The sequence below is a fragment of the Burkholderia sp. Nafp2/4-1b genome, from assembly GCF_003635165.1.
In the GTDB taxonomy this organism is placed as follows: Bacteria; Pseudomonadota; Gammaproteobacteria; order Burkholderiales; family Burkholderiaceae; genus Burkholderia.
Window position 1 is genome coordinate 1 of sequence record NZ_ML058606.1, and the last position, 18,178, is coordinate 18,178.

Here is an 18,178-nt window from a genome sequence, read left to right on the forward strand (position 1 = left end):
GCACATGCGCCTGATGAAGGGGCTGCGCGGTGCGGTCGCCGCGTGGTGGGCGCTGACGGGCCTGCTCGTGACGACGTTCGCGTTCCTCGGCGTCAACATGTTCCTGTCCGGGCTGCACAGCTACGGGCAGCTCTGAAACCCGCGCGGCGGCGCCTACCGTGTTCTACCCATGCACTTCGGCGAGCATTACCACTACAGGCTGCACGCGTGCCGCGCCAGAATGTCTGAAGGTGTATCGCCGCATTGCGCGGTGACGTAGGAGGTGCTGCCATGAGACGGGTCTATTTTCTGTTGCCGACGGCGCAATGCGCGCAGTCGATCGTCGGCGAGCTGCTGTCGCTGCGAATCGAGTGGCGACATATTCATTGCCTCGCCAATCACGATGTGATGCGCGACGGGTTGCCGGAGGCCACGCTCGTGCAACGCAGCGACCTGCTGCCGTCGCTGGCGCGCGGCACCGCGGTCGGCTTCGGGACCGGCATGCTGCTCGGGCTGCTCGTGCTGGTGTTCCCGCCCGACGGTTTGCCGATCGGCGGCGGCATCGTCGTGGCGATCACGCTGTTCGGCGCGGCCTTCGGCGCATGGGTGGCGACGATGATCGGCGTCGACGTGCCGAGCACGCGCCTGAAGCGTTTCGAGGACGGCATCGAGCACGGCGAATTGCTGATGATGATCGACGTTCCGACCGACCGCGTTCACGAGATCGAGGACGCGATCAAGCTTCACCATACGGATGCGCATCTGCAGGGCGAAGATCCGACCATCCCGGCATTTCCTTGATCGTTGATCGTTCCTCGACCCGTCGGCCGGCGTGACGCCGGCCGCCATGCGTGGCCGCACGCCATCGCTCGATGGGCAGCGGATCGTGTGCGCACCGCCTGCGTTTCAACTCGCGGCGAGGAGCCGCTTGTAGCGCGCAAGGACGCGCGGCACGTACACGCGCGTCTGCGGCAATGACGGGATGCGATAACCGGCCCGAATCACCGCGTTCTCGCCGGCGTTGTACGCAGCGAGCGTGAGCTCGACGTTTTCCTTGAACAGGTCGAGCAGGAAGCGCAGATACCGCGCGCCGGCCAGCACGTTGTCGCGCGGATCGAACATGTCGCCGGCCGAAAAGCGCCGTGCCGTGTCCGGCATCAATTGCATGAGCCCGAGCGCGCCTTTGTCCGAGACCGCCTTCGGGTTGTATCCCGATTCGACGTCGATCACCGCGCGAAGGAGTTCGGGCGGAACATTGAACGTCCGGCTTGCCTCGGCGATCACGTCCGCGAGCGACGACGCGACCGCCGATTTCTGCGCGGCATGCTTCGCTGCCGATGCGGCCGATGCAGCCGGCCCGGCGGCCGCGACGATCACTTTCAGATTGGCCGAGCCGGGCTCGTTGGTCAGCACGATGGCGCCATTGCTCGCAACCGTGCCGAAGATCTGCGCGTGCGCGGCACACGACCACGCCGAGCCGATTCCCACGCATGCGGCAACGAGCGCTGTTCCCAATCCGGATGAAGGGCGGCGGTGCATCATTCTGGCCTCCTGCATCTGATTGTCGTGGCCGGTTCATCGGCTCGGCAATGGGGCGACCTCCTACACTTCGGTGCCGTAAGACACACACATCGCGGCGCCGCTGCAAAACTGTTACACAAGTAATCGTCGGTAGTGAGCGGTAAGCGGACGAAGTTGACGATTCTTACGCGGAACAATTGGTTTCTGCTCACTGCGACCGTGGTTGCAGAATGAATCGTTTCCCGTGCGGCAGAAACGATCGGATAGTCCCGCCATCCGTAGTCCTACTAATGCGACACACCACGTCGAATCGATTCAACCCTGCAACATTCCCGCCATTTCGGCACGTTTTCACGCGCGCATGTCCGGCGCGGGCGCTCGCGCGCGGTGCTTTGGCGCGATCCTTGCTCGGAAGACGGGCGTGGCCTGTCGCTCGCGAGACTGGGCCGCCGGCCGGACAAGGCAACGAAAAAATAGTCCGGCACCGTGCAAACGAGGCGTCGAGATCCGACGGGTTGCAAGCGCGGAAAACTTGGGGGAAGTCGTGAATACAAAATATCGCGTGATGATTGCAGAGGATCACGATCTGCTGAGAAACGGGCTACGGTCGATGCTTTCCGCACAAGGCGATTACGAAGTCGTCGGCGAAGCGCGGGACGGCAAGGAAGCGTGCCACCTGGCCATGACGCTCGCGCCGGACCTGATCCTGATGGATCTGTCGATGCGCGGGATGAACGGTATCGATGCGAGTGCGATGATCAAGCGGCGGGCACCGACCATCCGGATCGTCGTGCTCACCGTGCATCAGAACGAGGAGTACGTGCGCGAGGCGCTGCGTGCGGGCGTCGACGGCTACGTGCTCAAGGACGTTTCGTTCGACGAATTGCTGCACGCGATGCGCATGGTCATGCAGGGAAAGCGGCACCTGAGCGCGGATGTGTACGGCTACATGGTCGACTCGTTCGTGACCGGCCGCGAAACGCCCGCGCCCAAGAAGGCGTGGGACATCCTGACCGCGCGCGAACGCAGCGTGCTGAAACTGATCGCGGAGGGGCGCACGAACCGACAGGTCGGTCAGTACCTGAGCCTGAGCCCGAAGACGATCGAGAAGTACCGGGCGAGCATGATGCACAAGCTCCATCTCGCGAATCTGACGGAACTGGTGCTCGTCGCGATGAACATGGGTCTGCTGACCACGCTCGCGGCGAAATGCGCGGAACCGAACGTGGGCGACGTGCCGGCCCACCCGGTCGTCGACGGCGTGCAGCCGCCCGACGCCGTCGCGCCGCTGGACGACTATCCCGCGGGCGGCGCGAAGCGCTGAGCGCGGCCGGCGTCAGAGCGGCCAGGTTGCCGACACGCGCGTGCCCGTCGTGGCGGACGACCGGATCGCGAACGTGCCGCCGTGCGACTCGATGCGGTGTTGCATGCCGATCAGCCCGAGCCCGGCCGCGCGCGCGTCGTCCGTCGCAAGCGGATGGCGCTCGTAGCCGACGCCGTTGTCGTCGATCGTCAGCAGCAGCCCGCCCGCATCGTGTTGCAGGCCCAGCACGATTCCGGTGGCCTGCGCATGTTTGACGACGTTGTGCAGCGCCTCCTGCGCGACCCGGAACATGTCCGCCTTCAGATGTTCGGGAATGTCGTCGTCGTCGACGTCGCAATTGAACTCGACCGACAGCTGGCCCGCGTCGCGCTCGATGCGGCGGCACAGCGACGCGAGCGCGGCCGGCAGGCCGAGCCTGTCGAGCATCGGCGGCTTCAGTTCGCCGCAGATCCGGCGCACTTCGCCGATCGTCTCGCGAATCCGCAGCACGGCGACGTCGAGCAGATCCGTCGCGTCGGCGATCTCGCCGCGACGAAGCCGCATCAGCGCGTCCTCATTCATCAGCTTGATGAGCGTCAACGCCTGGCCGAGCCCGTCGTGCAATTCCACGGCGAGCCGATGTCGTTCCTTCTGCTGGCCCATCAGCAGATACGTGTGGCACGCGTGCACGCCTGCATCGTTCGCCGCGGCGCCGCGGCGAACCGGCTCGGGCGTCGGCGGTTCTTCGAACAGCGTGAGCGACAGCGACGTGCCGGGCAGTGCCTGCTGGTGTATGACGAATTGCGCGGGATGACCGCTTCGCCCGCTGAGCATTGCCGTGAACGAACGATGCTGAAGCGCGGCGTGCGTGGACAGTTCGGTCGACAGCTCGGCGTGCGCGTTGTCCGGCGCCAGGTCGAGCAGATGCCGGCCCACGAGTTCGGCGGTCGTATAGCCGAACAGCGCAGCGGCGCTGCGATTGACCGATACGAAGGCGCCGTCGTCGGCGAGAATGGCGAGCGCGGCGCCCCGTGCATCGGTGACGACAGCGGTGCTGCGATCGTCGTGACGAAGCGCGCTGCGCAGCTTGCGCATCGCGTCGATCAGATCGAGCAGCCTGATCCGTGGTCCTTCGGGCTGGCGTTCAGTCATGGTGACTCCCGAGGCGCAGTTATCAGGAAAACGTAAGGTTTCGACCATTCTAGGACGTGAGCGACGCGGGCCGCAACATGGGGATTTCGCGCGTTCGTCATAGGTAAACGCCTGCCGCACGCGTCTGGGTAACGTGCCGGGCGGGCATGTCCTACCGGCCTTTGGGGGGCGTCATCCCATGACGCTCGCGAGCAAATTCATGACACTGCATTCGCGGGGCACGGAATTGTCCGCTGCCTGACTCGTGTCATGGAGGCTGGTATGAAGAGGATCGCCAGATCGACGATGGGCGCATTCGTGGTCGCGGGCGTCGCGCTCGCCGCGGCGCCCGCGTGGTGCGCATCCGATGGCGGCGCGATGGAGAATGCCGGCGGTGCGGCGACCGAAAACGCAGCGGCGAACGCAAGCGCCACGGAGAACGCAGCGCCGGATGCCATCGACAGTCTGATGGGTAAGGACATGCAGAACGGTGTCGAACATCCAGTCGGAAACGCAGCGGACAGCGCCGACGGGAATGCCGACGCGAGCGCCGCCGACAGCGCGATGGGGCACGTGATGGAGCACGCGATGGAGCCGGCCGCCGACCCTGCCGCGGAGCCCGCTGCGGGACCCGCGATGGCGCCCGCCACCGACGTCCCCGCACAGCCCGCACAGCCGGCCCAACCCGCACCGGCCGCGCCCGCCGGCAACGCGGTCGAGAGGGCCGCCACGCCTCCTGTGACCGAGGGCGCGACGCAATCCGCCGGCATGCACATGCATCATGCGGTGATGCCGGGCACAGTGCACACGATGGTCGAGTATGCGATACCGACGGTTCAGCTCGTGCGCGACGACGGCAAGACCGTCTCGCTGGCGAGGGAGGTCGACGACGGCCGGCCGGTGATCCTGACGTTCATCTACACCAGCTGCACGACCATCTGCCCGATGATCAGCCAGACGCTCGAGCAGTTGCAGGGCGAACTCGGCGCCGACCGCGACAAGATCCACATCATGTCGATCTCGATCGATCCGGAGGCGGACACGCCTGAGCGGCTCAGGACCTACGCGGCACGCTTCGGCGCCGGCCCCGAATGGCAGCACTACACCGGGACCGTCGATGCGAGCGTGGCCGCGCAGCGCGCGTTCAACGCGTATCGCGGCGACAAGATGAACCACACGCCGGTCACGTTCGTGCGGGCCGCGCCTGGCCAGCCGTGGCTGCGCATCGACGGTTTCGCGACGCCCACCGAGTTGCTCGCGGCCTATCGCGACGTCGTCGCGTCCGACTAACTAGGTGCCACGTTTCTGCGAGGGAGCGTCGAAAGTGGACAACAAGCATCGTGTGCTGATCGTCGAGGACCAGCATCTGTTGCGGGTCGGCCTGAGTCACCTGGTTTCCGAGCTGCCCGACTACTGCGTCGTCGGCGCGGCGAGCGGCGGGATCGAGGCCGGCCATCTCGCCGAGAAGATACGGCCCGACCTGATCCTGATGGATCTGTCCATGCCGGGCGGCAGCGGCTTCGAAGCGATCGCGACGATCAAGCGCAACGTGCCGCATGCGCGGATCATCGTCCTCACGGTTCATCGCAGCGAGGACGACGTGAACGACGCGTTCGCCGCCGGTGCGGACGGCTACGTGGTCAAGGACTCGCCGTTCGCCGACCTGGTGCGCGAGATGCGCTTCGTGATGCAGGGCAAGTGCGTGGTCAGCCTCGACGCGTATCGCGCCCGCGCCGGCCTGCACGGGTTGCGCGACACGAACGCGCACAAGGCGCGCTTGTGGAGTGCGCTGACCAATCGCGAGCGCACGGTGTTGCGCCTCGTCGTCGAGGGGCACACGAGCCGGCAGGTCGGCGAGTGCCTGAAGGTCAGCCCGAAAACGGTGGACAAGCACCGCGCCAATCTGATGCGCAAGCTCGGCATCGTCAACCTGACCGGCCTGGTTCACTTCGCGATCGACGTCGGCGTGCTCGCGCTGAACGACGACGACCATGTGTGAATCCCCCCCATCGACGCATGGCCCAACTGGGGGGGATTTACCCATGGGGATGGACGGCACTCCCTACTTCTGGCGCGTACCGGCGTGCACAAGAATGCAGTCAACGACATCGGCAGCGCTGACGCCGCGGGTCGATACAGGGAGGTAAGCCGTGAGCCACGAATCGTCCTCGATACCGGCCGGCGGGCCGGGCAGGCGGCAGCGTGACGAACGAAGCGGGTGCCGCGCGTGCGCGAGCCGCGGCTTCACGTTGCTCGAGCTGCTCGTCGTGATGGTCATCATCGGGTTGCTGGCAGGGCTCGTCGCGCCGCGGTATTTCGAACAGGTCGGCAAGTCGAACGTGAAGATCGCGCGCGCGCAGATCGTGTCGCTCGGCCAGGCGCTGGATCAATACCGGCTCGACGTCGGTTCTTATCCGACCACCGAGGAAGGCCTCGACGCGCTGGTGAACAAGCCGCAAAGCGCATCGCGGTGGAGCGGCCCCTATCTGCAGAAGGCCGTCCCGGTGGATCCGTGGGATCGGCCCTATCAGTATCGTTCACCGGGCGAACACGGCGACTACGACCTGTTTTCGCTCGGCAAGGACGGACGTGGCAGCGGTACCGGCGAGAACGTGACGATCTCGTCGTGGTAGAGGCGCGGTCGCCGCGCACGGCGCGAGCATGCCGCAAGGAGAGTCGACGTGAAATTCGTGCTGCGGGTATTCGATACGAGCGGCTCGGTGCAGACGCTTCGGATCGACAGCGATTCGCCGGCGAACGCCGCATCGCTCGCTCGCGCGCGCGGCCTGCGCGTCGTGTCGGTCAGCGCGGACGCCGCGCGGCAGCGACGCGGCGCGAACCGGCTCGGAATGCCGCGTGCGCGCTTCGACGTCGACATGTTCGCGCGCGAGCTGGCGGCGCTGCTCGATGCGGGTGTCGGCCTCGTCGACGCATTGCGCACGCTCGGCGGCAGCACGCGGCGCGAAGCGTCCGCCCAGGTGTATCACGACCTGCTGCGGCATCTCGAGGAAGGGCAGTCGCTGTCGATGGCGCTCGAGCACGCGAGCCCGATCTTTCCGCCGGTGCTGGTGGCGTGCGTGAAGGCGAGCGAGCAGACCGGCGGGCTGGCCGACAGCCTCACGCGTTATTCGGCCAACAGCGCGACGCTGCGCGAACTGCGCGCCCGGGTCGTGTCGGCGGCGATCTACCCGACGGTGCTGCTGTTCGTCGGCGCGGCCGTCGTGCTGTTCCTGCTCGGCTTCGTGGTGCCGCGGTTCGCGACGCTGCTCGAACACAGCGGGCGCGAACTGCCGCTGATGTCGCGGCTGCTGATGGCGTGGGGCAGCATGGTGCACGCGCACGGCGCCGGGCTCGCCGGCGGCCTGGCCGTGCTGGCGGTGGCCACGGGCGTCGCGCTGCGGCGGCCGGCCCTGCGGATCTGGCTCGCCGACCGTCTGCTGGCGCTGCCCGGCATCGGGCAACACTTCCGCGTGTTTCGCCAGTCGCAGTTCTATCGCACGACCGCGATGCTGGTCGACGGCGGCATTCCCGCCATTCGCGCGTTCGACCTCGCGCGCGGCCTGGTCGGCCGCGCGGACCAGGCCGCGCTTGCAGCCGCGCTGCAGCAGATCCGCAACGGCGCGAAGATGTCCGATGCGTTCCAGCAGGCGGGCCTTGCGAACGCCATCGGCTATCGCCTGCTGACGGTGGCCGAAAAGACCGGCGGGCTCGGGCCCGTTCTCGACCGGATCGCCGCGTTCCAGGAAGCGCAGGTGTCGCGCACGATCGACCTGATTTCGCGACTGATCGAACCCGCGATGATGATCGTGATCGGCGTGGTGATCGGCGGCATCGTCGTGTTGATGTACATGCCGATCTTCGAGATCGCGTCGAGCATTCAGTAGACCGTCCTGGAGACGCGCGTGGACACCGTCACTTCTCCCCTCGATCCCAATCCCGATCCCGACGGCGACGCGGATGCCGGCCTGCGCGACCTGCTGCGCACGCTCGGCGAACGCCACGGCTCCGGTATTCGCGCACTGGAGGCGTTGACGGCGCACACGGCGCTCGGCGCGGACGAAATACGCGAGCGGCTCGCCACGCAGTTCCGGATGAAGTCGATCGGCATACGCGAGCTGAACCGCCTGGAGCCGGATTTCGAGCGCGTGCCGTTCGTCGAGGCGATGGCGCGGCTCTGCGTGTGCCTGCGCGATCCCGACGGCGGCGCGCTGCTGTTCGCGATCGCCGATCCGCTCGATGCCCGCACGCGCGGCTGGATCGAACACCGGATGCGTGCGCACCCGGCGCTGCCGTACGAGTGGGCGCTCGCGAGCGCGGGCGACCTGAGCGCTTATCTCGCGGTGCGCGAGAAGGACATCCGCGCGATGGATTCGCTCGCGTTCGACGATCCGATCCAGTGCGCGCCCGATCCGGCGTCGCTCGCGTTGACGCTGCAGGGCATCAGCAGCGACGACAGCCCGGTGGTGCGTCTGCTCAATTCGACGATCTACGATGCGCTCAAGATGCTGGCGAGCGACATCCACCTCGAATGCAGGGCGAGCGGCCTGATGATCAAGTGCCGCGTCGACGGCGTGCTGACGGTGGTGGGGCGGGTGGAGGGCCGCGACGTCGCGGATCAGGTGCTGTCGCGCGTGAAGGTGATCTCCGAGCTCGATATCGCGGAGCGCCGCATCCCGCAGGACGGGCGCTTCAAGGCGATGTACGCGGGACGCGAAATCGATTTTCGCGTATCGATCATGCCGAATCAGTTCGGCGAGGACGCGGTGTTGCGGATTCTCGACCGCTATCAGCTTTCCCAGGCGTCGGGCGGCCTGACGCTCGAGGCGCTGGGGTTCCAGCCGGCCGACACGCGTTTCATGCGGTCGGTCGCGTCGATGCCGTACGGCATGCTGCTCGTCACAGGCCCCACCGGCAGCGGCAAGACCACGACGCTTTACGCGATCCTCACCGAGATCAACAACGGGCTCGAGAAGATCGTGACGATCGAGGATCCGGTCGAGTACCAGCTCGGCGAGATCCTGCAGATTCCGGTCAACGAAGCGAAGGGCCTGACGTTCGCGCGCGGCTTGCGCTCGATCCTGCGGCACGACCCGGACAAGATCATGGTCGGCGAAATCCGCGATCCCGAAACCGCGCAGATCGCCGTGCAGGCCGCGCTGACCGGCCATCAGGTGTTTACCACCGTGCATGCGAACAACGTGTTCGACGTGATCGGCCGGTTCACGAACATGGAAGTCGATCCGTACAGCTTCGTATCGGCGCTGAACGGCGTCATCGCGCAGCGGCTGCTGCGCCAGTGCTGCCCGGACTGTCTCGACGAGGACACGGTGGACGCGGATGCGCTCGCGCGCTCGGGCATCGATCCGGATACGGCCGGCAGCTACCTGTTTCGCCGCGGTACCGGGTGTGCGATGTGCCGCGGCAGCGGCTATCGCGGCCGGCGGGCGATCGCGGAGGCGCTGCGCATGAACGACGAACTGCGGCAACTGCTGTCCGAGCGCGCGCCGCTCGGACACATCAAGGCCGCGGCGCTGCGCTACGGGATGGCGACGTTGCGGGCGTCGGCGATCGACCTGGTGAGGCGCGGCGAAACGACGCTCGAGGAGATCAATCGTGTCACCATGGTCGAATGAACGTCTTGCCGTGGGCGTCGGTACGCACGAGATCGTCGTCGGCATGCGCCCGCGCGCGCCGTGGCGGCCGGGCCGGCGCGGGTTCGTCGCCGAGCCGCTGAGCGTCGTGATTCCCGATGACCAGTTCGGCAGCGAGACGGCGCTGGTCGATGCGCTGCGCGCCGCGCTGGCCGCGACGCCAGGTGCCGAGGCTGGCGCGAACCGGAAGGGGGCGCCGGCGCGCGGCGCGCACGTCGTGCTCGACGATTTCTGGTGTTGTCATGCCATCCTGCGCGGAGACTTCCGCGCGCTGCACGCTCGCGAGCTCGAGGAGATCGCACTCGCGCATTTCTCCGACACGTACGGCGTCGCCGCCGAGTCGCTGGTCGCGCGCTTCGACGTGCGGCATGGCGGCCGCGCGCTCTTTGCCAGCGCGCTGCCGCGCACGCTCTACGACGGCATTCTCGGCACGGGCGCAGCCGGCGACGTGCGGATCCGCTGCCTGCGCGCGGCGCTTCCGGAGACGCTCAACCGGTTCGCGGTGAAGCCGGACGGCGACGCGATGCTGCTCGTCGTCGGCGAAGCGCTGCTGCAGGCGGTCATGATCGAGCGCGGCGAGTGGGCCGCGTACGACACGCAGCGCCTCTTTCCGGGCGAGTCCGGCGATGCGTCGCGGCTGGCCGAACTCGCCGAGCAGTTGTTCGAGCGCTCGGCGCTGCGCACGGGCCTGAAGCGCGACGCGTGCAAGGTCTATCTATCCGGCGTCGACATCGATGCCGCGCCGTTCGACGCGCGTTTCGCCGCGGCCGTGTTGCCGGCCCCCACGGCGCTCGACGGTTCACCCGCGCGCCGCTTGCTGGAGTACGCATCATGATCCACGCGCTCGACATCGATTTTTGCCGGCGCCGCGCGCGCATCGGCACGCGTGGCGCGATCCTGCTCGGCGTGGCCGCGTTGCTGTGGGGCGCATGCGCGGTCCGGCTCTGGCACGCGTACGCGGAAAACGACCGCATCAGGGAGAGCCTGGCGGTCGTCCAGCGTCACGTGTTCGCGCAGCAACACGTCGTGAAGCCGCCGCCGAGCGCGGCCGCCCGGCTCGCGGAAAAGCAGAGCCAGGCCGTGCTGCGCGAACTGACCGTGCCGTGGCAGAGGCTGTTCTCGATCGTCGAGGACTATCCGGGCCATGACGTCGCGCTGATCGGCATCGACCAGAACCCGGCGCAGGGCCAGATTCGCATCACGGCCGAAGCGAAGGACCCGGACGCGATGCTCGCGTACCTGAAGTACTTGCAGACGAGCGTCGTGCTGCGCGAGGCGACGCTGAACGGTCATCTCGTCGAGGAGAACGTGGCGGGCAAGCCGGTGCGTTTCCAGATCACGGCCGTCTGGAGGAAATCATGAAAGCCGATCGTTTCGCGGACCGCTTGCTCACGCTTCGCTTCGAGTGGCGACGCGCATTCGGTCTGCCGGGGCTCGCCGGGGTGCTGATGCTCGGCGCCGCGGCCATCACGTACGCGGCGATCGCGGGCGTCGAGTCCGACACGCGCGCGATGCTGGCGCCGTCCGGTGTGGTGCGCGCCGCGCACGGCCACCGTCCCGCCGAGGTGCGCGGCACGGCGGCGGATGCGATCGCGCTCGACGCGCTGCCCGCGCTCTTTCCGGCTTTTTCGCAAAGCGCGGACGACATCGCATCGATCTTCGAGCAGGCACGCGACAGCCATTTGACACTGGGCTCTGCCGAGTACCAGATGACGACCGAGTCGGGCGGGCGCTTCGCGCGCTACCAGGTGCTGCTGCCGGTAAAGGACGAGTACGGCGCGATCCGGCATTTTCTCGCGTCGGTGCTGAACCACGTGCCGAACGCGGCGCTGCAGGAAATCCACGTCGAGCGCCCGGCAGTGGGCAGCAGCATTCTCGACGCGCGGGTGCGTTTCGAACTCGTCTATCGGAGCGCCCAGCCATGAGCTCCGCCATCACGAAGCCTGCTTCACGCACGCGGCTCGCGCTCGTGCTGGGCTGTCTGGTCGTCGCCGGTACCGGATATCGGGTGCTGGTGGCCGCGATGCAGCAGCCGGCACCGGCGGCCGCGCCCAGCATCGTTCATCGTGCCGGTGCACGGACGGCGCCCGCACCGGCAAGCACGCACGTCGCATCGGCATCGCATGCCGCGTCGGCATCGCTTGCCGCATCGGCCGCGCCCGCGTCGTCGCCGGCGGCGCACGACGCGCCGATCACACCGCGGGAACGACTCGCTGCTTTGCGTGCGCCCGTGTCGGTCGACGCGGCGCACGATCCATTCACCGCGTCATCGTGGCTGCCGCCGCCGCCCGTCGTGCCGCCGGCGCCCGAGATACGGCCGGCGCCGCCGACCGCGCCGCCGGTGCCGTTCGTCTATCTCGGCCAGCAGGATCCCAAGGCGTCGAAGCCGCAGGTGTTTCTCGGCAACGGCGATCAGTTGCTGATCGTTTCACCGGGCGACGTGATCGACAGTCAGTATCGCGTCGAGTCGGTGTCCGAGTCGAACGTGGTGCTCACCTATCTGCCGCTGAACCAGGTCCAGATGGTGCCCATTCCAGTGGAAGGAAAATAAATGGAAACGCTACGTACACGGGATGCGCGCCGCACTGGGGATGGCGGCCGGTCGACACGCGATGGTTCCGCCGCCTCGGTCGATGCACGGCCGGCATCGTTGCAGCGGTGCGCGACGAAACGCGCGCTGGCGATCGCCGCGGCGCTGCTCGCATGCGGCGGCTGTGCGCATGTGCCGAACCTTCAGGACGACCCCACCAACGCGCAGGTGAAGATCGACGCGTTGCACGAGCGTAACGACGCGATCAACCAGCTGCTCGACAACGCGGACACGTTTCGCCGGCAGAACGAGTTCGACGACGCGGCGCGCTTGGTCTACATGGCGAAGCAGCTCGATCCGACCAGCGAGCGTGCGCGCCGGATCGACGCGATGATCGACCAGGACCGCAAGCATCTTGCGATTCTGCAGGAAGCGGATCGCATGATGAAGCGCGGTTCGTACGCGCAGGCGGCCGAGCGCGTGCATCGCGTGCTGGTCGAGGATCCCGCCAACGCGATGGCGACGCGGATGCAGGCGGAGCTCGACGAAAAGCGCCGCCAGCAACACGCGGAGCGCGACGACAAGCTCGCGTCGTCGTCGATCATGCGCACGCCGGTGTCGCTGCAGTTCCGCGACGCGAACGTGCGGATGGTGTTCGAGGCGTTGTCGCGCACGTCGGGGCTGAACGTCATTTTCGATCGCGACGTGCGCGCCGACCTGAAGACGACGATCTTCGTGCAGAACGCGTCGCTGCAGGACACGGTCGACATGATCCTGTTGCAGAACCAGCTCGACAAGAAGCAGATGAACGCGAATACGCTGTTCATCTACCCGGCGACGCCGGCCAAGGAGCTCGAGTACCAGGAGCTCAAGGTGCGCACGTTCCAGTTGTCGAACGTCGACGCCAAGCAGATCCAGTCGCTGTTCAAGAGCCTGTTGAAGGTGAAGGAGGCCGTGATCGACGAGCGCGCGAACACGGTGACGATCCGCGGCACGCCGGACATGATCAAGGTCGCGGAAGAGATGATCGCCGCGCAGGACTTGCCCGAGCCGGAAGTGATGCTCGAGGTCGAGGTGCTGGAGGTATCGCATGACCGGATGTCGCAGCTCGGCATCAACTGGCCGAACTCGTTTACGGTGTCGACACCGAGCTCGGCCAGTACCTGGGGCGTGCTGCACCATCTGCCCATCAACGCGCTGAACGTCAGCAGCCTGTCGGCCACCGCGGATTTCAAGCTCACCGATACCGACGCGAACCTGCTTGCGAGCCCGCGCCTGCGCGCGCGCAACAAGGAGAAGGCGCGCATCATGATCGGCGACAAGGTGCCGGTGATTTCGAGCTCGAGCACGCCGAGCACCAGCGGCCCGTCATTCACGCAGATGATCCAGTACCTCGACGTGGGCATCAAGCTCGAGGTCGAGCCGCAGGTCTATCGCGACGGCGACGTCGGCATCAAGCTGAATCTCGAAGTCAGCAACATCACCAACACGATCTCGAGCGGCAACTCGCAGGGGCTGAGCTCGCTCGCCTATCAGATCGGTACGCGCAGCGCGTCGACCAGCCTGCGGCTTCGCGACGGCGAAACGCAGATCATGGGCGGCCTGATTTCGGACGAGGACCGCCGCAACGCGAACAAGGTGCCGGGTCTCGGGCAGTTGCCGGTGCTCGGCCGCCTGTTCTCGGATCACGGCGGCGATCACAAGAAGACCGAGATCGTGCTGCAGATCACGCCGCATATCGTCCGGCCGCAAGTGGCGGCCGATGCGGACACGCAGGAAGTGTGGTCGGGCACCGACGTCAACGTGCACGCCGACCAGTTGCGACTCGATCCGGTGACGCTGAGCGCGGAGGCGGTGCCGGCGGCGCCGGAGGCGAAGGCCGTTCCGGGCAGCGTGGGCGGCGGGACCACGGGTCGCGCGGCTGCGTCGCCGCTGGAGGCCGCGGCGAGCCGTGCGCAAGCGTCGCCGGGGAGCGGCGCGTTCGGGCGGCCGCCGGCCGCCCCGCGCACGACGCCGCCGCCCGACCCGTACGGCGGGCGGTTCGCGCGGCCTCAGCCGGTGTTGTCCGCGCCGGCCGCCGGCGCCGGCGGGGCCACCGCGGCGGAGCAGTCGGCCGCACCGGCGGGCAATGAAGTCGCGCCCGCGCCGGGCACCACCGTGACGCCGGTTGCATCGCCTGCGCCGCCCGAGCAGGCTGCAGCTGCTGCCAACGCACCGGCCACTGCACCGGCCGCCGCGCCGGCGGCCCCGCCCCCGACGCTGCAGATGCCCGCGGGCGACATTCCGAGCGAAAACCCGCTTCGCCCGGTCGGGAAGTGAGCCGTGGCCGCGCGCAACGCAGCGACTCGCGTCGGCCGCGTCGGCCTGCGCGGCTTCACGTTGATCGAAATGGTCATCACGCTCGCGCTCGTGGCGATCCTCGCGCTCGCGATCATGCCGTTCTCCGAATTGATCGTGCAGCGGCAGAAGGAGCAGGAGCTGAGTGCCGCGTTGCGCGAGATCCGCACGGCGCTCGATGCGTACAAGGACGCGAGCGATGCGGGGCAGATCGAGAAGGAGGCGGAAGCGTCCGGCTATCCGCCGTCGCTGGCCGTGCTCGTGACGGGCGTGAAGAACGTCCGCGACCCGAAGGGCGGCATGATGATGTTCCTGCGCCGCGTGCCGCGCGATCCGTTCTTCGCCGGCGATCCCGATACGCCGGCCGAGAACACCTGGGACGCGCGCGCGTACGGCACGCCGCCGGATCCGGCGGCCGACGGCCCTCCTGGCGGCGTCGAGGCCGGCAAGGACGTGTTCGACGTGACGTCGAAATCGGCGCGTATCGGCATCAACGGCATTCCGTACAAACAGTGGTGACGGTCATCATGAAACCCGCTCGCATCCGCAGGATCCGCGGCTTTACGCTGATCGAAATCGTGGTCGTGATGGCCATCATCGGACTGCTTCTGACGTTGGCCGTGCCGCGCTACATGCACAGCATCGAGCGCGGCAAGGAGCAGGTGAGAAGCCAGAACCTCGCGGTGATGCGCAATGCGATCGACCAGTATTACGGCGACAACGGGCAGTATCCCGAGACGCTCGACGAACTGGTCGCGAAGCACTATTTGCGCGCGGTGCCGGTCGATCCGGTGAACGGCGACGACAAATGGGCGACGCTTGCATCGCCGGACGAGACCAAACCGGGCGTGTACGACGTCGGGCCCGCGAGCAGCGCGCAGGGCGTGCCGCCGGGCGTCGCGGCAACGGTAACGGCTGGGGCTGCGGCTGCGGCTGGGGCGGCGAAATGAAGCGGGCCGGGCGCGGCGTCGCGCGCGCGCCGCATGGCCGCCGCCGCGGGCGCCAGCGCGGGCTCGTGCTGCTTGCGTTGCTGATTGCGTTGATGCTGATGTCGATCGCGCTGGCCGGCGCGCTGGACGTCTGGTCGCTGCAGCGGCGCCGCGAGCAGGAGCGGCAGCTGCTGTTCGTCGGCGATCAGTACCGCAGGGCGATCGTCGCGTACTACCGTGTCGGGCGCGTGTATCCGCAAACGGTCGACGACCTGCTGGTCGATACCCGCTTTGCAATACCCATGCATCATTTGCGTCGCGCGTATCCGGATCCGGTCAGCGGCAAGAACGACTGGTCGTTCCTGTGGCGGGGCGACCGCTTCTACGGCGTATCCAGCAGCTCGGACGGCGCGCCGATCAAGCGCGCGGGATTTCCGGAGCGATACAGGGACTTCGAGGGCATCGAAACCTACCGGCAATGGAAGTTTCTTTACCTCGCTCCGGGTCTGGCCGCATCGGCCGACGAAGCATCGCCGGCGGCGCCGGCGCTGTCGGCCAGCGCGCCGACGAGCCTGTCCGGTTTTCCGGGCGGCGCGCTGCCCGGACGGCGCCCGGGCGGCCTGCATTGACGCGGCGGCCATACGCAAAAAAGCGCGACGCCCGCGACGGGCATCGCGCATCAAACGGCGTGGAGCGCCGACGAATGAAACGTGATGAAGAAAGCGTGACAGGGGCGCGCGGCCCCACGGTGCCGCGGATCAGGCCTTCGCGAGCTTGATGCTGGTCGGCTCGGCCGTCAGGTAACCGACGCTTGCGCCGAAGCGGTCCTTGTAGTTCGCCCGCACCAGCGGATCGAGCGTCGGCTTGACCTTGTCATGCAGCGGCGATTCCCAGTCGCCCACGTGCTGGAAGTTGCTCATGATGTAGGTCCAGCCGTTGATCTCGTCGACCGCATGCAGGCCCGTCGATTCTGCGCCGGCCGGGCACGACAGCACGCGCGCGAGCGACTTCGTGTCGACGTTGTACGCCCACAGGAAGTTGTTCACGTGCATGCCCGAGTCTTCGCCGATGAAGAGCGTGCGCAGCTTTTCCGAGAACTTCAGGTTGTCGGGGTTCGCGATCTTGTCCGGGTTCGCGAGGTTGCCGAGCGCATCGGCCGCGGCGAGGTCCTCGCCGACGAGCGCGGCCGGCGCGCCCATGTCGACCGGCACCCATTCGCTGTCGATCGTGCCGCCCGACGTGTCGCGCTGGCCGGCCTTCAGGTTCAGCGCGTAGACGGCGCCCGCGGCGATCTTCTTGTCCACCGCGACGTCGCGCGACACAGCATTGCCCTTGACCATCGACGTTTCGATCCGCGACATCGCCGTGTAGACGATCTTGTCCTTTGCGTTCACCGTCGTGCCTTCGAGCTTCGTGAACGCCATGCTGCCGCCGATCAGCGCGGCATAGCGGTGCGTCTCGAGGAACGCGGCCGCCTTCTCCATCCCCGGCTTCACGCGCATCCAGTTGAACTTGCCGCCGAAGTGGATCTTCGTGTAGCTCGCGTCGTTCGGATCGGTGGTCACCAGGTCCATGATGTCCGACGCCTTCAGCGTGTTCGCGAGCGCTTCGATCTCGCTGCTGGTCGCGTGGCCGATCTTGATCCACGTGAGCGTCGCGCTGCCGGCGCCGGCGGACGACGTCTGCGTCCACTTCGCGACGTACAGCGTGCCGGCCGACAGGTCGGCCGCCTTGTCGGCGACGAACATGAACAGGCCGCCGTTGGTCGCGTCGTCGCCCATCATCACGGTGCGCTGGTCCGGCATCACCTGGATCAGCTCGTGCGAGATGCGGCCGAGGCAGTAGTGCTTCTTCACCGTGCCGGTGCCGTCCGGGTTCACCGTGATTTCGGGCAGGTGGCCGTAGTGGTAGGGGTTCGCCTTCGTCTCGTCGCCGAACGTGTTCTTGCTGAATGCCTTGAACTGCGCGTCGGTCGCGGCCTTCGTCGCGTCCGGCTCGTATTCCTCGCTCGACAGGTGCGTGCCCCACGGCGACAGGCTCGCGCCGCACGTAATCCACAGGCCGTGCGCCTTCGACGTGTCGACGTTGTGATACTTGACGACCTTCAGCGCGCCGTTCGACGGATCCTGGTCGAGCGTGATCACCGCGATCGGCGACGGCAACTGGCCGTATTGCGATGCGCTCGCCTGGTCGCGCGTCGTGTATTCGAACTGCACGACCGCGAACACCGTGTTGCCCTTCACGCCGGCCACGTTCGCGTTCTTCAGCGTCAGCAGCGAGCTGCCGTCCGGGCAGTCCGAATAGAACTGGCGTTCCTTGCCGGCGACCGAGCGGTCGATGATCGGCTGGTTGTTGATGTCGTAGTAGCCGCCCGCGAGCGTCGTGCCGCCGTTGCCGTCCGGCACCAGGTCGCCCGTCACGAAGAACGGCCGGTACGCGAGCTTGAAGTTGCGCGACGAGCCGTCCGAGAACGACACCGACAGCGTCGAGCCGACGGTCGTCGTGGCCATCGCGGCCGCGTTGTCGAGCGTGGGCGCGGCCATCGCCGAGAACGCCGCCGACGTGTAGGCGGCGGCCACCGGCGCCGGCGTCGACGCGGGATCGTCACCGCCGCAGCCCGTCAGCAGGGCCGGCAGCGCGAGGCCGGAAAGGGGCAGCATCGGCGCGCCGGCGAGGATCTTCAGGGCGTGGCGACGGGAAGCATTGGGCGACGCGGGCATGTGGAGTCCAGTTTCGAATGTTGGAAGAATGGCCTTCGCGAAGCAGGCGAACAGCAAGCAGCGCGAAGGCAAGTTGA

18 protein-coding genes and 1 pseudogene are annotated in these 18,178 nt (G+C 67.4%); 16 read left to right on the plus strand and 3 right to left on the minus strand.

The genetic code is table 11. The features are described 5' to 3' along the window. Both C7H84_RS15935 and C7H84_RS15940 read left to right on the plus strand, forming a co-directional pair. A pseudogene (locus C7H84_RS15935) lies at positions 1 to 136 on the plus strand (c-type cytochrome biogenesis protein CcsB); the annotation flags it as partial. Positions 137 to 270: 134 nt separating this feature from the next. Continuing rightward, positions 271 to 780, plus strand: a complete 510-nt coding sequence (locus C7H84_RS15940) for a DUF1269 domain-containing protein (RefSeq protein ID WP_121859688.1) — start codon at positions 271 to 273, stop codon at positions 778 to 780. Between the two features lie 105 nt (positions 781 to 885). Here the strand turns inward: C7H84_RS15940 and C7H84_RS15945 are convergent, their stop codons facing one another. Beyond that, the gene (locus C7H84_RS15945) at positions 886 to 1,518 is read right to left on the minus strand and encodes a lytic transglycosylase domain-containing protein (RefSeq protein WP_121859966.1); all 633 of its coding nucleotides are present in this window, start codon (positions 1,516 to 1,518) and stop codon (positions 886 to 888) included. Positions 1,519 to 2,044: 526 nt separating this feature from the next. Between C7H84_RS15945 and C7H84_RS15950 the strand changes: the two genes are divergently transcribed. Further along, the gene (locus C7H84_RS15950) at positions 2,045 to 2,824 is read left to right on the plus strand and encodes a response regulator transcription factor (protein WP_121859967.1); all 780 of its coding nucleotides are present in this window, start codon (positions 2,045 to 2,047) and stop codon (positions 2,822 to 2,824) included. Positions 2,825 to 2,836: 12 nt separating this feature from the next. Here C7H84_RS15950 and C7H84_RS15955 read toward each other — a convergent pair whose 3' ends face one another. Then, entirely contained in the window at positions 2,837 to 3,955 is a 1,119-nt protein-coding gene (locus C7H84_RS15955) for a histidine kinase (protein ID WP_121859689.1), read from the minus strand. A gap of 615 nt (positions 3,956 to 4,570) precedes the next feature. On the opposite strand from C7H84_RS15955, the gene C7H84_RS15960 reads away from it, so the two are divergent. From C7H84_RS15960 to C7H84_RS16020, 13 genes are all read left to right on the plus strand, one after another. Continuing rightward, positions 4,571 to 5,224, plus strand: coding sequence for an SCO family protein (locus C7H84_RS15960; protein WP_121859968.1), 654 nt, complete (start codon positions 4,571 to 4,573; stop codon positions 5,222 to 5,224). Positions 5,225 to 5,258: 34 nt separating this feature from the next. Then, positions 5,259 to 5,933: a response regulator transcription factor gene (locus C7H84_RS15965; RefSeq protein WP_121859690.1), complete on the plus strand. Its 675-nt coding sequence runs from the start codon at positions 5,259 to 5,261 to the stop codon at positions 5,931 to 5,933. 172 nt (positions 5,934 to 6,105) lie between these two features. Continuing rightward, the gene (gene gspG / locus C7H84_RS15970) at positions 6,106 to 6,567 is read left to right on the plus strand and encodes a type II secretion system major pseudopilin GspG (protein WP_121859969.1); all 462 of its coding nucleotides are present in this window, start codon (positions 6,106 to 6,108) and stop codon (positions 6,565 to 6,567) included. A gap of 48 nt (positions 6,568 to 6,615) precedes the next feature. Further along, positions 6,616 to 7,818 (plus strand): type II secretion system F family protein, encoded by a 1,203-nt coding sequence (locus tag C7H84_RS15975; RefSeq protein WP_121859691.1) that lies wholly within the window; start codon positions 6,616 to 6,618, stop codon positions 7,816 to 7,818. An 81-nt stretch (positions 7,819 to 7,899) separates the two neighbouring features. After that, positions 7,900 to 9,567 (plus strand): GspE/PulE family protein, encoded by a 1,668-nt coding sequence (locus C7H84_RS15980; RefSeq protein ID WP_121859970.1) that lies wholly within the window; start codon positions 7,900 to 7,902, stop codon positions 9,565 to 9,567. Next, entirely contained in the window at positions 9,548 to 10,420 is an 873-nt protein-coding gene (locus C7H84_RS15985) for a hypothetical protein (protein ID WP_121859692.1), read from the plus strand. The genes C7H84_RS15980 and C7H84_RS15985 overlap by 20 nt, the downstream gene beginning before the upstream one ends. Continuing rightward, the gene (locus C7H84_RS15990; RefSeq protein ID WP_121859693.1) at positions 10,417 to 10,947 is read left to right on the plus strand and encodes a hypothetical protein; all 531 of its coding nucleotides are present in this window, start codon (positions 10,417 to 10,419) and stop codon (positions 10,945 to 10,947) included. Before C7H84_RS15985 ends, C7H84_RS15990 begins: the two co-directional genes overlap by 4 nt. Then, positions 10,944 to 11,510, plus strand: a complete 567-nt coding sequence (locus tag C7H84_RS15995) for a hypothetical protein (RefSeq protein ID WP_121859694.1) — start codon at positions 10,944 to 10,946, stop codon at positions 11,508 to 11,510. Before C7H84_RS15990 ends, C7H84_RS15995 begins: the two co-directional genes overlap by 4 nt. Then, positions 11,507 to 12,136 (plus strand): hypothetical protein, encoded by a 630-nt coding sequence (locus tag C7H84_RS16000; RefSeq protein WP_121859695.1) that lies wholly within the window; start codon positions 11,507 to 11,509, stop codon positions 12,134 to 12,136. The genes C7H84_RS15995 and C7H84_RS16000 overlap by 4 nt, the downstream gene beginning before the upstream one ends. Then, positions 12,137 to 14,434 (plus strand): type IV pilus secretin PilQ, encoded by a 2,298-nt coding sequence (locus C7H84_RS16005; protein ID WP_121859696.1) that lies wholly within the window; start codon positions 12,137 to 12,139, stop codon positions 14,432 to 14,434. A 3-nt stretch (positions 14,435 to 14,437) separates the two neighbouring features. After that, positions 14,438 to 14,971 (plus strand): type II secretion system protein, encoded by a 534-nt coding sequence (locus C7H84_RS16010; protein ID WP_121859697.1) that lies wholly within the window; start codon positions 14,438 to 14,440, stop codon positions 14,969 to 14,971. Positions 14,972 to 14,979: 8 nt separating this feature from the next. Then, on the plus strand, positions 14,980 to 15,402 hold the full coding sequence (locus tag C7H84_RS16015; protein ID WP_121859971.1) for a prepilin-type N-terminal cleavage/methylation domain-containing protein: 423 nt from the start codon (positions 14,980 to 14,982) through the stop codon (positions 15,400 to 15,402). Next, the gene (locus tag C7H84_RS16020; RefSeq protein ID WP_121859698.1) at positions 15,399 to 16,010 is read left to right on the plus strand and encodes a type II secretion system protein; all 612 of its coding nucleotides are present in this window, start codon (positions 15,399 to 15,401) and stop codon (positions 16,008 to 16,010) included. The genes C7H84_RS16015 and C7H84_RS16020 overlap by 4 nt, the downstream gene beginning before the upstream one ends. A gap of 129 nt (positions 16,011 to 16,139) precedes the next feature. Here C7H84_RS16020 and C7H84_RS16025 read toward each other — a convergent pair whose 3' ends face one another. Then, on the minus strand, positions 16,140 to 18,101 hold the full coding sequence (locus C7H84_RS16025; RefSeq protein WP_121859699.1) for an alkaline phosphatase PhoX: 1,962 nt from the start codon (positions 18,099 to 18,101) through the stop codon (positions 16,140 to 16,142). Between the last annotated feature and the right edge of the window lie 77 nt (positions 18,102 to 18,178).

Excerpts from the sequence above, each read along its gene's own strand:
- C7H84_RS15960 (WP_121859968.1), top strand. The coding sequence starts at position 4,571 with ATGGCGCCCGCCACCGACGTCCCCGCACAGCCCGCACAGCCGGCCCAA.
- C7H84_RS15990 (WP_121859693.1), top strand. The coding sequence starts at position 10,417 with ATGATCCACGCGCTCGACATCGATTTTTGCCGGCGCCGCGCGCGCATC.
- C7H84_RS16000 (WP_121859695.1), top strand. The coding sequence starts at position 11,507 with ATGAGCTCCGCCATCACGAAGCCTGCTTCACGCACGCGGCTCGCGCTC.
- C7H84_RS15945 (WP_121859966.1), bottom strand. The coding sequence starts at position 1,518 with ATGCACCGCCGCCCTTCATCCGGATTGGGAACAGCGCTCGTTGCCGCA.
- C7H84_RS16015 (WP_121859971.1), top strand. The coding sequence starts at position 14,980 with ATGAAACCCGCTCGCATCCGCAGGATCCGCGGCTTTACGCTGATCGAA.
- C7H84_RS16025 (WP_121859699.1), bottom strand. The coding sequence starts at position 18,101 with ATGCCCGCGTCGCCCAATGCTTCCCGTCGCCACGCCCTGAAGATCCTC.
- C7H84_RS16020 (WP_121859698.1), top strand. The coding sequence starts at position 15,399 with ATGAAGCGGGCCGGGCGCGGCGTCGCGCGCGCGCCGCATGGCCGCCGC.
- C7H84_RS15940 (WP_121859688.1), top strand. The coding sequence starts at position 271 with ATGAGACGGGTCTATTTTCTGTTGCCGACGGCGCAATGCGCGCAGTCG.
- C7H84_RS15995 (WP_121859694.1), top strand. The coding sequence starts at position 10,944 with ATGAAAGCCGATCGTTTCGCGGACCGCTTGCTCACGCTTCGCTTCGAG.
- C7H84_RS16005 (WP_121859696.1), top strand. The coding sequence starts at position 12,137 with ATGGAAACGCTACGTACACGGGATGCGCGCCGCACTGGGGATGGCGGC.
- C7H84_RS15955 (WP_121859689.1), bottom strand. The coding sequence starts at position 3,955 with ATGACTGAACGCCAGCCCGAAGGACCACGGATCAGGCTGCTCGATCTG.